We start from the raw sequence: 13,090 nt of genomic DNA on the forward strand, positions 1-13,090 counted from the left end.
CAGTCACTTCAGTCGCCGGATCCCCTGTGGATTCCGACATGCCGACTTCGCGCATGCGCCCCCCAGCCATACGTCGCCGCCATGAGCCGCGTCCGCCCCGAATGTCCCCCTCGGGCCGACACGTCCAAGTGATCGAGGACCCTATGGCACAGCTGTGCCTTTTGGTTGCCGTTTTCGAGGAATTCACAGAAATCCGGTGAAGAAGTTGAAGTCGGGCCTTCACACCACAGGCACGCGATGCCGGGCGAAACGAGCCGGAAACGGGCGCAGACCGGCAGGTGTCGCGCACGCCAGGGGTGGTGGGCCCGCCCGGTATCGGGTACATACGATCCGGTAGCACCGATCAGTAACGCACGGTCCCCCTTGATCCCTATTCGCGGCGAGGTGAGCCTCATGTCCGCCCCAACCGCCAACAAACCCACCGTCACGGAGCGAGAGGCACGCCAGGTCGCCGAGGCGGCCCGGGAGCAGGACTGGCGCAAGCCGAGCTTCGCCAAGGAGCTGTTCCTGGGCCGCCTCCGGCTCGACCTAGTCCACCCTCACCCGCTCCCGGCGGACGAGGACGCCCAGCGTGGCGAGGAGTTTCTCGCCAAACTGCGCGACTTCTGCGAGACGAAGATCGACTCGGCGGTCATCGAACGGGACGCCCGCATCCCGGACGCGGTGATCAACGGGCTCAAGGAGCTCGGCGCCCTCGGCATGAAGATCGACACCAAGTACGGCGGTCTCGGCCTGACGCAGGTCTACTACAACCGCGCCCTCGCCCTGGTCGGCTCCGCGAACCCGGCGGTCGGCGCCCTGCTCTCCGCCCATCAGTCGATCGGCGTACCGCAGCCGCTGAAAATCTTCGGCACCCAGGAGCAGAAGGACGCCTTCCTGCCGCGCTGCGCCCGCACCGACATCTCGGCGTTCCTGCTCACCGAGCCCGACGTCGGCTCCGACCCGGCCCGCCTGGCCACCACCGCCGTCCCCGACGGCGACGACTACGTCCTCGACGGGGTCAAGCTGTGGACCACCAACGGCGTGGTCGCCGACCTCCTCGTCGTCATGGCCCGCGTGCCGAAGTCCGAGGGCCACAAGGGCGGCATCACCGCGTTCGTCGTCGAGGCCTCCTCCGAGGGCGTCACGGTCGAGAACCGCAACGCCTTCATGGGCCTGCGCGGCCTCGAGAACGGCGTCACCCGCTTCCACCGGGTGCGCGTCCCGGCGGCCAACCGTATCGGCCCCGAGGGCGCGGGCCTGAAGATCGCGCTCACGACCCTCAACACCGGCCGCCTCTCCCTCCCGGCGATGTGCGTGGGCGCCGGCAAGTGGTGCCTGAAGATCGCCCGCGAGTGGTCGGCGGTGCGTGAGCAGTGGGGCAAGCCGGTCGCGCTGCACGAGGCGGTCGGCTCGAAGATCAGCTTCATCGCGGCGACGACCTTCGCGCTGGAAGCGGTCGTCGACCTGTCCTCCCAGATGGCCGACGAGGACCGCAACGACATCCGCATCGAGGCCGCCCTCGCCAAGCTGTACGGCTCCGAGATGGGCTGCCGGATGGCCGACGAACTGGTCCAGATCCGCGGCGGCCGCGGCTTCGAGACGGCGGCGTCCCTGGCCGCCCGCGGCGAGCGTGCGGTACCGGCCGAGCAGCTCCTGCGCGACCTGCGCATCAACCGCATCTTCGAGGGCTCCACCGAGATCATGCACCTGCTGATCGCCCGCGAGGCGGTCGACGCCCACCTCTCCGTCGCCGGTGACCTCATCGACCCCGAGAAGTCCCTGTCGGACAAGGCGAAGGCAGGCGTGGGCGCGGGCGTCTTCTACGCGAAGTGGCTGCCGAAACTGGTCGCAGGACCCGGACAACTCCCGACCGCCTTCGGCGCGTTCAGGCACGAGGTCGACCTGTCCCCGCACCTGCGCTACGTCGAGCGGAGCTCCCGCAAGCTCGCCCGGTCCACCTTCTACGCCATGTCCCGCTGGCAGGGCCGCATGGAGACCAAGCAGGGCTTCCTCGGCCGGATCGTCGACATCGGCGCGGAGCTGTTCGCGATGAGCGCGGCCTGCGTGCGCGCCGAACTCCTGCGCAGCCGGGGCGAGAACGGCCGCGAGGCCTACCAACTCGCCGACGCCTTCTGCCACCAGGCCCGCATCCGGGTCGAGGAACTCTTCGCCCGCCTGTGGACCAACACCGACGACCTCGACCGCAAGGTCGTCAAGGGCGTCCTCTCCGGCACCTACGAGTGGCTGGAGCACGGCATCGTCGACCCCTCGGGCGACGGCCCGTGGATCGCAGAAGCCGCCCCGGGCGCCTCCCGACGGGAGAACGTCCACCGCCCGATCCGCTGACCCGCGGCCGTGGGGGCCACCGCAGCCCGGTGACCCCCACGGTCCAACGACCCCCCTGAGAGGGACGCCCTGTCCTCTCATGGCGTCCTTGCCGACACAATGGGGGGATGAGCGACAGTCCAGCCCCACTCGCCGATCCACACCTCGTCTACGACCCCGTCGCGGGAGACGGGCCCAAGGGCGTGGTGATCCTCGGCTCCACCGGGTCGATCGGCACCCAGGCCATCGACCTCGTGCTGCGCAACCCCGACCGGTTCCGGGTCACCGCGCTCTCCGCCAACGGCGGACGCGTCGGGCTCCTCGCGGAGCAGGCGTACCGGCTGCGGGTGCGGACCGTCGCGGTGGCCCGCGAGGACGTCGTACCGGCGCTGCGCGAGGCGCTCGAGGCGCAGTACGGCGCCGGGGAACCGCTGCCCGAGATCCTCGCGGGACCGGACGCGGCCACCGGGGTCGCCGCCTCCGACTGCCACACCGTCCTCAACGGCATCACGGGCTCCATCGGTCTCGCTCCCACCCTCGCCGCCCTCCAGGCGGGCCGCACCCTCGCGCTCGCCAACAAGGAGTCGCTCATCGTCGGCGGCCCGCTGGTCAAGGCGCTCGCCAAGCCCGGACAGATCATCCCGGTCGACTCCGAGCACGCCGCCCTGTTCCAGGCCCTCGCCGCCGGCACCCGCGCCGACGTCCGCAAACTCGTCGTCACCGCCTCCGGCGGGCCCTTCCGCGGCCGTACGAAGCAGGAGCTGGCCCACGTCACCGTCGAGGACGCCCTCGCCCACCCCACCTGGGCCATGGGTCCGGTGATCACGATCAACTCCGCGACCCTCGTGAACAAGGGCCTGGAGGTGATCGAGGCCCACCTGCTGTACGACATTCCCTTCGATCGCATTGAGGTGGTCGTGCACCCGCAGTCGTATGTCCACTCGATGGTTGAGTTCACGGACGGATCGACACTGGCGCAGGCGACGCCTCCCGACATGCGCGGGCCCATCGCCATCGGCCTCGGCTGGCCCGAACGCGTCCCCGACGCGGCACCCGCCTTCGACTGGAGCACCGCCTCGACGTGGGAGTTCTTCCCGCTCGACAACGAGGCGTTCCCCTCGGTCGGCCTCGCCCGGCACGTGGGCGAGCTCGCGGGCACTGCGCCCGCGGTGTTCAATGCCGCCAACGAGGAGTGCGTGGAGGCCTTCCGCCGGGGTGCCCTGCCCTTCAACGGGATCATGGATACCGTCACCCGGGTGGTTCAGGAGCACGGCACCCCGGTCACGGGAACTTCACTGACCGTGTCGGACGTCCTCGAAGCAGAGAGCTGGGCCCGCGCCCGGACACAGGAACTGACCGCACAGACGGCGACCGTGGAGGCCCGTTGATGACGTCCCTGATGATGATCCTCGGCATAGTCGTCTTCGTGGTCGGCCTGCTGTTCTCGATCGCGTGGCACGAGCTGGGGCATCTGTCCACGGCGAAGATCTTCGGGATCCGAGTGCCGCAGTACATGGTCGGCTTCGGCCCGACCATCTGGTCGCGCAACAAGGGTGAGACCGAGTACGGCATCAAGGCCGTCCCGCTCGGCGGCTACATCCGCATGATCGGCATGTTCCCGCCCGGCGACGACGGCAGAATCACGGCCCGCTCCACCTCCCCCTGGCGCGGCATGATCGAGGACGCCCGCTCGGCCGCCTTCGAGGAGCTCAGGCCCGGCGACGAGAAGCGCATGTTCTACACGCGCAAGCCGTGGAAGCGCGTCATCGTGATGTTCGCGGGCCCCTTCATGAACCTGGTCCTCGCGGTGGCCCTGTTCCTCGTCGTCCTCATGGGCTTCGGCATCTCGCAGCAGACCACCACCGTCAGCTCCGTCTCCAAGTGTGTGATCGCGCAGAACGAGAACCGCGACGACTGCCGCAAGTCCGACCCCGCCGCCCCGGCCGCGGCCGCCGGCCTCAAGGCGGGCGACAAGATCGTCTCCTTCGACGGCGTGAAGACGGACGACTGGAACAAGCTCTCCGACCTCATCCGCGCAGCCCCCGGCAAGGAGGTGCCGATCGTCGTCGACCGCAAGGGGGAGCAGGTCACCCTCACCGCGAAGATCGCCAGCAACCAGGTCGCCAAGAAGGACGCCGGCGGTCAGATCGTCCAGGGCGAGTACGTCAACGCCGGCTTCCTCGGCTTCAGCGCCGCCACCGGCATCGTCCGCCAGGACTTCGACGAGTCCCTGACCTGGATGGGCGACCGCATCGGCGAGGCCGTCGACTCCATCGCGAGCCTGCCCGCCAAGATCCCGGCCCTGTGGAACGCCGCCTTCGACGGCGCCCCCCGCGAGGCGGACTCCCCGATGGGCGTGGTCGGCGCGGCCCGCGTCGGCGGCGAGATCTTCACCCTGGACATCCCACCCACCCAGCAGCTGGCCATGGCCCTCATGCTGGTCGCCGGCTTCAACCTCTCCCTGTTCCTGTTCAACATGCTCCCGCTGCTCCCGCTCGACGGCGGGCACATCGCGGGCGCCCTGTGGGAGTCGTTGCGCCGCAATCTCGCGAGGGTGCTGCGCCGCCCGGACCCCGGTCCGTTCGACGTGGCGAAGCTGATGCCGGTGGCCTACGTGGTGGCCGGGATCTTCATCTGCTTCACCATCCTGGTGCTGATCGCCGACGTCGTTAACCCGGTGAGAATCTCGTAGTCGCACGGCGTTCGCGGCGGCCGGGGACCTTCGGGTTCCCGGCCGCCCCCATCGAGTGGCTTCGCGGGTGGGATGTGCCCGGCGCACCGCCCGTGCCGTAATCTCGAAGCCTGGAGCCCGCCGCTGACGGGACCTGGACCTTGATCCACGACTTGGGGTTGCACAGCAGATGACTGCGATTTCTCTCGGCATGCCGTCCGTTCCGACCAAGCTCGCCGAGCGCCGCAAGAGCCGGCGGATCCAGGTCGGATCCGTGGCGGTCGGCGGAGACGCCCCGGTGTCCGTGCAGTCGATGACCACGACCCGTACGTCCGATGTCGGCGCCACCCTTCAGCAGATCGCGGAACTGACCGCGTCCGGCTGCCAGATCGTCCGCGTGGCCTGCCCCACCCAGGACGACGCCGACGCCCTCGCGACCATCGCCCGCAAGTCCCAGATCCCGGTCATCGCCGACATCCACTTCCAGCCGAAGTACGTGTTCGCCGCGATCGAGGCCGGCTGCGCCGCGGTCCGTGTGAACCCGGGCAACATCAAGCAGTTCGACGACAAGGTCAAGGAGATCGCCAAGGCGGCCAACGAGCACGGCACCCCGATCCGCATCGGCGTCAACGCCGGTTCGCTCGACCGCCGCCTGCTCCAGAAGTACGGCAAGGCGACCCCCGAGGCCCTCGTCGAGTCCGCCCTCTGGGAGGCCTCCCTCTTCGAGGAGCACGGCTTCCGCGACATCAAGATCTCCGTCAAGCACAACGACCCGGTCGTGATGATCGAGGCGTACCGGCAGCTGGCGGCCCAGTCCGACTACCCGCTGCACCTCGGTGTGACGGAGGCGGGCCCGGCGTTCCAGGGCACGATCAAGTCGGCGGTGGCCTTCGGAGCCCTCCTGAGCCAGGGCATCGGCGACACGATCCGCGTGTCCCTCTCGGCGCCCCCGGTCGAGGAGGTCAAGGTCGGCAACCAGATCCTGGAGTCGCTCAACCTCAAGCAGCGCGGCCTGGAGATCGTCTCCTGCCCGTCCTGCGGCCGCGCCCAGGTCGACGTCTACAAGCTGGCCGAGGAGGTCACCGCCGGCCTCACCGGCATGGAGGTCCCCCTGCGCGTCGCCGTCATGGGCTGCGTCGTCAACGGCCCCGGCGAGGCCCGCGAGGCCGACCTCGGCGTCGCCTCCGGCAACGGCAAGGGCCAGATCTTCGTCAAGGGCGAGGTCATCAAGACCGTCCCCGAGTCCAAGATCGTCGAGACCCTCATCGAGGAGGCCATGAAGCTGGCCGAACAGATGGAGGCGGACGGCACCATCTCGGGCGAGCCGTCGGTGTCGGTCGCGGGCTGACGGGCTTTCCAGGGATTGCCTTTTCCGGCGCCGGTCCAGGCCGTCTCAGCCCGTCCGGCGCTTGAGGACGAGACCGTTCAGGCCGAAGCGGGGGTCTGGGGGCGGCAGCCCCCGAGGACGGGACGGCAGCCCACGGCCACCGACAAGCGCGGGGCAACCGACACAGGGCGGCGCTGCCCAGCTTCCGCAGGTACAGTGCGGAGATCAGCAGACCCCAAGGTGTGAGGCCCCGCACGTGTTGACCCAGACGACTTCCCGGGTCCTCGAACCGAGCGACCTGGACGCCGCGCTCGCCGTCCTCGACCGCGAGCCGGTCGTGAACGCCTTCGTGACGTCCCGCGTCCAGGTGGCGGGCCTCGACCCCTGGCGGCTCGGCGGCGAGATGTGGGGTTGGTACGAGGACGGCATGCTGACGTCCCTCTGCTACGCCGGCGCCAACCTCGTCCCGATCTGCGCCACCCCGCGCGCCATCCGCGCCTTCGCCGACCGCGCCCGCCGGGCCGGCCGTCGCTGCTCCTCCATCGTCGGCCCCGCCGAAGCCACCGCCCAGCTGTGGCGCCTCCTCGAACCGCACTGGGGCCCGGCCCGCGAGACCCGCGGCCACCAGCCCCTCATGGTCACCGACCGCATGCCCACCCACATCGCCCCGGATCCGTACGTCCGCCGCATCCGCAAGGACGAGATGGAGACGATCATGCCGGCGTGCGTGGCCATGTTCACCGAGGAGGTCGGCATCTCCCCGCTGGCCGGCGACGGCGGCCTCCTCTACCAGGCCCGCGTGGCCGAACTCGTCGGATCCGGCCGCTCGTTCGCCCGCCTCGACGAACACGGCAAGGTCGTCTTCAAGGCGGAGATCGGCGCCGCCACGGCCCAGGCCTGCCAGATCCAGGGCGTCTGGATCGCCCCCGAACACCGCGGCAAGGGCCTCGCGGCCCCCGGAATGGCAGCGGTCCTGCGGTACGCCCTGGGGGACGTGGCCCCGGTGGTGAGCCTGTACGTGAACGACTTCAACACGTCGGCACGAAGGACGTACAGGCGAGTGGGCTTCCAGGAGGTCGGCGCCTTCATGAGTGTCCTGTTCTGAAGCACCCAGCGGCGCGGGGCTGTTGTCGATGTGCGGCTCCGCCGCGTGGGCGCGATCAACCACATACAGCCCGCACTCCGACGACAACCCGAACCCCCCTGTAGGCTCCCGGACATGGACCTCGCCATCGGCCCCTTGGACCTGACCGCCCACGTCGACGAGGCCCTGGCTGTCCAAGCGGTAGCGTTCGGCCTCGGTCCGGAAGAAGTCGCCGTACGCCGCCAGATCGTCCTCCGCCACATGACCTACCCCGGCGCCCGCGCCCTCGGCGCCACCGCCGGAGGCCGCCTCGTCGGTTTCGTCTACGGCATGCCCAACGACCGCACCCACTGGTGGTCCACTGTCGTGGAGCCCTACCTCCGCGCCCAGGGCCACGACGACTGGCTCGACAACTCCTTCGTCATCACCGAGCTGCACGTCCACCCGGCCTACCAGAACAAGGGCACCGGCCGCTCCCTGATCACCAGGATCACCGACGACGCCACCGAACCCCGCTCGATCCTCTCCGCGATCGACATGGAGAGCCCGGCCCGCGGCCTCTACCGCTCCCTGGGCTACGTGGACCTCGCCCGCCAGGTCCTCTTCCCCAGCGCCCCGAAGCCGTACGCGGTGATGGGCGCCCCGCTGCCCCTGCGCCGCCGATAACGGATTTCCACCGGAACCGGCCCCCCGGCTAACCTCCAAGCCATCACCCTTACGCAGCAGGAGTACGTGAACCATGGCGAACGCACCGGTCCAGCGCATGTCCCAGTTGATGGCGAAGACGCTGCGCGACGACCCGGCCGACGCCGAGGTCCTCAGCCACAAGCTGCTCGTCCGCGCCGGGTACGTGCGCCGCACCGCGGCCGGCGTGTGGACGTGGCTGCCGCTCGGCAAGAAGGTCCTCGCCAACGTCGAGCGGATCGTCCGCGAGGAGATGGACGCGATCGGCGCCCAGGAGGTGCTGCTCCCCGCGCTGCTGCCGCGTGAGCCGTACGAGGCGACCGGCCGCTGGGACGAGTACGGCCCGGAGCTGTTCCGCCTCCAGGACCGCAGGGGCGGCGACTACCTCCTCGGCCCGACCCACGAGGAGATCTTCACGCTGATCGTGAAGGACCAGGCGTCCTCCTACAAGGACCTGCCGGTCATCCTGTACCAGATCCAGACGAAGTTCCGCGACGAGGCCCGCCCCCGCGCCGGCATCCTGCGCGGCCGCGAGTTCCTGATGAAGGACTCGTACTCCTTCGACCTGGAGGACGAGGGCCTCGCCCAGTCGTACGCCCTGCACCGCCAGGCCTACCAGAAGGTCTTCGAGCGCCTGGGCCTCGACTACCGCATCTGTGCGGCGACCGCGGGCGCGATGGGCGGCTCCAAGTCGGAGGAGTTCCTCGCCCCGGCCGGAGCCGGCGAGGACACCTTCGCGGACTGCCCGAACTGCGACTTCGCGGCGAACACCGAGGCGATCACGTACGAGCTGAAGCCGGTGGACGCGGCCGACGTGCCCGCCGCCGAGGAGATCCCGACCCCGGACACCCCGACGATCGAGACCCTCGCCGCCTCCCTCGGTGTCCCGGCCTCCGCCACCCTGAAGAACCTTCTCGTCAAGGTGGACGGCGAGATCATCGCCGTCGGCGTGCCCGGCGACCGCGAGGTCGACATGGGCAAGGTCGAGGCCCACTTCGCGCCCGCCGCCGTCGAGCTGGTCACCGCCGAGGACTTCGTGGGCCGCCCGGACCTGGTCCGCGGCTACGTCGGCCCGCAGGGCCTGGGCGAGAAGGTCACGTACATCGCCGACCCGCGCGTGGCCCCCGGCACCGCCTGGATCACCGGCGCCAACAAGGAGCACACGCACGCGAAGAACGTCGTCGCGGGCCGTGACTTCGAGGTGGACGCGTACGTCGACGTCGTGGTGGTCCAGGAGGGCGACCCCTGCCCGAAGTGCGGCACCGGGCTCAAGCTCGACCGCGCCATCGAGATCGGCCACATCTTCCAGCTGGGCCGCAAGTACACCGACGCCCTCAAGCTCGACGTCCTCGGCCAGAACGGCAAGCCGGTCCGCGTGACCATGGGCTCCTACGGCATCGGTGTCTCCCGCGCGGTCGCGGCCCTCGCCGAGCAGAGCGCCGACGACAAGGGCCTGTGCTGGCCCGCGGAGGTCGCCCCGGCCGACGTGCACGTCGTCGCCGCGGGCAAGGCCCTCCAGATCGAGCTGGCGCTCGAGGTCTCCGAGAAGCTGCGGTCGGCCGGTCTGCGCGTCCTGGTCGACGACCGGGCCGGTGTCTCCCCGGGCGTGAAGTTCACGGACTCCGAGCTGATCGGCGTACCGCAGATCCTGGTGGCGGGCCGCCGCTCGGCCGAGGGCGTCCTGGAGCTGAAGGACCGCAGGACGGGCGAGCGCGAGGAGCTCACCGTGGACGAGGCGATCGCACGCCTCACCGCCTGAGGCACCGCATGCCGCACCGCCTGTTTTAAAGGCACCTCTCAGAGACTTCTGTGGAGGCGTATGGGCGCCTCACAGACTTCTCTCAGGCCGTTCCCCGACCGTAGGGCGTGACAGAGCGTCACTACGGAGGGGGAACGGTCATGAGCCCGAGGGAACAGGGTGCCGCGGCAGCGGTCCGCAGAGGAGCACAGCGCACGGCGGCCGTCGCGGCGGCGATCACGCTCGCGGCGGCGGCCGGGGTGTTCGCCCTGGTCGGCACGATGCAGGCGGACGCCGGGACGACGGCGAGCAGCGGGACGAGTTCCAGCACGAGCAGCAGCGGCAACAGCGGTGGCACGCAGTCCTCGTCGGACACCTCGTCGTCCGACAGCTCCGGCAGCTCCTCCTCGGACGACTCGACCGGCTCGGACACCTCCAGCGGCCTCACCTCCTCCTCAGGCGGCTCCGCCGACTCCACCTCGGGGGCGTCGTGACGAGGACGACGACCGCCGCCACCGACTGGCGGGCCCTGGGTACCGGCGTCCGCCTCGTCGTCACCGACCCGGCCCTGCTGGACACCTGCAACCTGCTCCTCGCCCGGCACCTCGCCGAGGTCGACGCGGCGTGCAGCCGCTTCCGCACCGACTCCGAACTGGCCGCCCTCGACGGCTCGGCCGGTCGCCCGGTCCGGGTCAGCCCGCTGCTCGCCGAGGCCCTCGCCGTCGCGCTGCGCGCGGCCGACGAGACCGACGGGGCCGTGGACCCGACGGTCGGCTCGGCGATGGACGCGATCGGCTACGACCGCGACTTCATCCTGGTCCGCGAGGACGACCGCCCCGTGCGACTGGCGGTGCGGCGCGCCCCCGGCCGGCGCCAGGTGCGGCTGGACGGCGCGACAGGCACGGTCACCGTCCCCGACGGCATCCGCCTCGACCTGGGCGCCACGGCCAAGGCGTGGGCCGCCGACCGTGCCGCGCGCATGCTGGCCGAGGCGGCCGGCTGCGGGGTTCTCGTGAGCCTGGGCGGGGACACCTCCGTCGCCGGGGAGTCCCCGGCGGGCGGCTGGCAGATCCGGGTCCAGGACGTCACCGGCCCCGTGGACGAGACGCCCGCGCGGGGCCCGTACGCCACGGTCGGCCTGCGCGGCGGCGGTCTGGCCACGTCCGGCACGACGGCCCGCCGCTGGCGGCGCGGCGGCCACGACCTGCACCACATCGTCGATCCAGGCACCGGGCTGCCCGTCCGCTCCCCATGGCGCACGGTGTCCGTCGCCGCAGCCACCTGCGCCGACGCCAACGCGGCGAGCACGGCCGCCCTGGTCAAGGGCGCGGGAGCGGAGCGCTGGCTGACCCGGCGCGGCCTGCCGGCCCGGCTGGTGGCCCAGGACGGGACGGTGGTCACCACCCCGGGCTGGCCCACCTCGGTCGCCCTCCCGGTGGCTCACCCCCAGGAGGCCGCCGCATGACCTCCGAGACCCTCTGGTACGCCAACCGGGCCACGGGCGCCGTCTGCCTCGTCCTCTTCACGGTCGTCGTCCTCCTCGGCGTCGCGGTGCGCCTCGGAGGCCGGATCCCCGGCCTGCCCCGCTTCGGCACCATGAGCCTGCACCGCACGCTGTCCCTCGCCGCGACCGCCTTCCTGGCCCTGCACATCACCACCGCGATCGTCGACGGCTACGTCGACATCACGGTCGTCGACGTCCTCGTGCCCTTCGTCTCCGCCTACCAGCCCCTCTGGCTCGGCCTCGGCACGGTCGCCCTCGACCTGATGCTCGCCGTCCTGGTCACCAGCCTCCTGCGGGAACGCCTCGGCCACCGCACCTGGCGGGCCGTTCACCGGCTGGCGTACGCCTCCTGGCCGGTCGCCCTGATCCACGGGCTCGGCATCGGCACGGACACCGGCACCGACTGGACGACCTGGCTGACCGTCGCGTGCGTGACGTCCGTGGTCGCGGCGTTCGCGCTGCGCGCCGCCCACGCCGTCCGCGCCTCCCGCCGCACCCCGGCCGCCCTCCTGCGCACTCACGAAGAGGCCCGCATCCGTACCGCCCAAGGAGCCCGCTGATGACCGCGACCTTCCCGGACCTCTTCATGTCCCCCCGACTCCTCGCCCCCGGGACCGCCCCGGCCGACCTCACCGCACACCGCGAGCGCTACGGCTCCCTGACCTGCGGCGACCCCGCCGGTCTCCTCCACGCGGTCGCCGAGTCGGGTCTCACCGGACGCGGCGGGGCCGCCTTCCCGACGTACCGCAAGCTGGTGTCCGTCGCGGACGCCGGGCAACGGGCCGGCCGCGCCCCCGTCGTCGTCGCGAACGGTGCGGAGGGCGAACCCGCGAGCCGCAAGGACCGGACCCTGCTGCACCGGTCGCCCCACCTCGTCCTGGACGGGCTCCAGGTGGCCGCGGCGGCGGTCGGCGCGGGGGCGGCGTACCTGGCCGTGGAGGACGGGGCGACCTGCCTGGAGTCGGCGCTCGCCCACCGCACGGACCCGCTGCCCGTGCGGGTCGTCCGGCTGCCGAAGTCGTTCCTGTCGGGGCAGGCCTCGGCCCTGGCCCAGTTCCTCTCAGGCGCCGCCGCCCGGCCCGCGCACCAGCGCCCGCCGGTCCGCGAACGCGGGGTGCGCAGGGCCCCGACCCTCGTGCAGAACGTGGAGACCCTGGCCCACCTGGCGCTGATCGCCCGCTACGGCGCCGACTGGTACCGCACGGCCGGGACCCCGGCCCAGCCGGGCAGCGCCCTGTGCACGCTCCACGTGCCGGGACACGAACCCCGGGTCGTCGAGGCCCCGTACGGTCTGCCGCTCGGCCGGCTGCTGCCGCTGGAGGGCATGGCGGCGGTCCTCGTCGGCGGCTACCACGGCACCTGGATCCCGGCCCGCGAGGCGTCCCAACTCACCGTGGACGCAGGATACTTGGGTGCAGGCGTCCTCGCCGCACTGCCCGTCGGCCGGTGCGGCCTCGCCGAGACCGCGCGCGTCCTGCGCTACCTCGCCCTGCAGTCGGCCGGCCAGTGCGGCCCCTGCCTCAACGGCCTCCCGCGTATCGCCGGCGCGTTCCGGACACTGGCCACCCCCGGCCCTCAGGGCACGGTCCGCCCCGACCTCGCGCGCTGGTCCGGCCTCGTCGAGGGCCGCGGCGCCTGCCACCACCCCGACGGCACGGTCCGCCTGGTCCGGAGCGCCCTGACGGCCTTCGCCGCCGAAGCCGACGCACACGCCCGCGGGCTGTGCACCGCGACCGACCACACACCCGTACTGCCCGTCCCCCAGGAGAACTGAC

At 71.5% G+C, this 13,090-nt stretch carries 11 protein-coding genes; 10 read left to right on the forward strand and 1 reads right to left on the reverse strand.

Going from position 1 to position 13,090, the window contains the following annotated elements; translation table 11 throughout:
* The first annotated feature begins 393 nt into the window (after nt 1-393).
* From ACFYWX_RS11160 to ACFYWX_RS11190, 7 genes are all read left to right on the forward strand, one after another.
* Nucleotides 394-2,328: an acyl-CoA dehydrogenase family protein gene (locus tag ACFYWX_RS11160; protein WP_389423692.1), complete on the forward strand. Its 1,935-nt coding sequence runs from the start codon at nt 394-396 to the stop codon at nt 2,326-2,328.
* 107 nt (nt 2,329-2,435) lie between these two features.
* The gene (gene dxr / locus ACFYWX_RS11165) at nt 2,436-3,695 is read left to right on the forward strand and encodes a 1-deoxy-D-xylulose-5-phosphate reductoisomerase (RefSeq protein WP_389423693.1); all 1,260 of its coding nucleotides are present in this window, start codon (nt 2,436-2,438) and stop codon (nt 3,693-3,695) included.
* Nucleotides 3,696-3,706: 11 nt separating this feature from the next.
* A complete protein-coding gene (locus ACFYWX_RS11170; RefSeq protein WP_389423753.1) occupies nt 3,707-4,999 on the forward strand; it encodes a M50 family metallopeptidase in 1,293 nt (430 codons plus the stop codon).
* Nucleotides 5,000-5,168: 169 nt separating this feature from the next.
* Nucleotides 5,169-6,326 (forward strand): flavodoxin-dependent (E)-4-hydroxy-3-methylbut-2-enyl-diphosphate synthase, encoded by a 1,158-nt coding sequence (gene ispG / locus ACFYWX_RS11175; RefSeq protein ID WP_389423694.1) that lies wholly within the window; start codon nt 5,169-5,171, stop codon nt 6,324-6,326.
* A gap of 235 nt (nt 6,327-6,561) precedes the next feature.
* A complete protein-coding gene (locus ACFYWX_RS11180) occupies nt 6,562-7,410 on the forward strand; it encodes a GNAT family N-acetyltransferase (RefSeq protein WP_389423695.1) in 849 nt (282 codons plus the stop codon).
* A gap of 114 nt (nt 7,411-7,524) precedes the next feature.
* Nucleotides 7,525-8,055, forward strand: coding sequence for a GNAT family N-acetyltransferase (locus ACFYWX_RS11185; protein WP_389423696.1), 531 nt, complete (start codon nt 7,525-7,527; stop codon nt 8,053-8,055).
* 73 nt (nt 8,056-8,128) lie between these two features.
* The gene (locus ACFYWX_RS11190) at nt 8,129-9,832 is read left to right on the forward strand and encodes a proline--tRNA ligase (protein ID WP_389423697.1); all 1,704 of its coding nucleotides are present in this window, start codon (nt 8,129-8,131) and stop codon (nt 9,830-9,832) included.
* 121 nt (nt 9,833-9,953) lie between these two features.
* Here the strand turns inward: ACFYWX_RS11190 and ACFYWX_RS11195 are convergent, their stop codons facing one another.
* On the reverse strand, nt 9,954-10,259 hold the full coding sequence (locus tag ACFYWX_RS11195; protein ID WP_389423698.1) for a hypothetical protein: 306 nt from the start codon (nt 10,257-10,259) through the stop codon (nt 9,954-9,956).
* A 42-nt stretch (nt 10,260-10,301) separates the two neighbouring features.
* On the opposite strand from ACFYWX_RS11195, the gene ACFYWX_RS11200 reads away from it, so the two are divergent.
* Genes ACFYWX_RS11200 through ACFYWX_RS11210 form a run of 3 tightly spaced genes read left to right on the forward strand, consistent with a single transcriptional unit; the run spans nt 10,302 to nt 13,089 of the window.
* On the forward strand, nt 10,302-11,276 hold the full coding sequence (locus tag ACFYWX_RS11200; RefSeq protein WP_389423699.1) for an FAD:protein FMN transferase: 975 nt from the start codon (nt 10,302-10,304) through the stop codon (nt 11,274-11,276).
* Nucleotides 11,273-11,875: a ferric reductase-like transmembrane domain-containing protein gene (locus tag ACFYWX_RS11205; RefSeq protein WP_389423700.1), complete on the forward strand. Its 603-nt coding sequence runs from the start codon at nt 11,273-11,275 to the stop codon at nt 11,873-11,875. Before ACFYWX_RS11200 ends, ACFYWX_RS11205 begins: the two co-directional genes overlap by 4 nt.
* Entirely contained in the window at nt 11,875-13,089 is a 1,215-nt protein-coding gene (locus tag ACFYWX_RS11210) for an NADH-ubiquinone oxidoreductase-F iron-sulfur binding region domain-containing protein (RefSeq protein ID WP_389423701.1), read from the forward strand. The genes ACFYWX_RS11205 and ACFYWX_RS11210 overlap by 1 nt, the downstream gene beginning before the upstream one ends.
* Nucleotide 13,090 lies beyond the last annotated feature (1 nt).

This window comes from Streptomyces sp. NPDC002888, assembly GCF_042888465.1.
GTDB lineage: Bacteria > Actinomycetota > Actinomycetes > Streptomycetales > Streptomycetaceae > Streptomyces.

Coding starts and splice junctions, on each gene's coding strand:
- ACFYWX_RS11205 (WP_389423700.1), top strand. CDS start 11,273: ATGACCTCCGAGACCCTCTGGTACGCCAACCGGGCCACGGGCGCCGTC.
- dxr (WP_389423693.1), top strand. CDS start 2,436: ATGAGCGACAGTCCAGCCCCACTCGCCGATCCACACCTCGTCTACGAC.
- ACFYWX_RS11210 (WP_389423701.1), top strand. CDS start 11,875: ATGACCGCGACCTTCCCGGACCTCTTCATGTCCCCCCGACTCCTCGCC.
- ACFYWX_RS11170 (WP_389423753.1), top strand. CDS start 3,707: ATGATGATCCTCGGCATAGTCGTCTTCGTGGTCGGCCTGCTGTTCTCG.
- ACFYWX_RS11160 (WP_389423692.1), top strand. CDS start 394: ATGTCCGCCCCAACCGCCAACAAACCCACCGTCACGGAGCGAGAGGCA.
- ACFYWX_RS11185 (WP_389423696.1), top strand. CDS start 7,525: ATGGACCTCGCCATCGGCCCCTTGGACCTGACCGCCCACGTCGACGAG.
- ispG (WP_389423694.1), top strand. CDS start 5,169: ATGACTGCGATTTCTCTCGGCATGCCGTCCGTTCCGACCAAGCTCGCC.
- ACFYWX_RS11190 (WP_389423697.1), top strand. CDS start 8,129: ATGGCGAACGCACCGGTCCAGCGCATGTCCCAGTTGATGGCGAAGACG.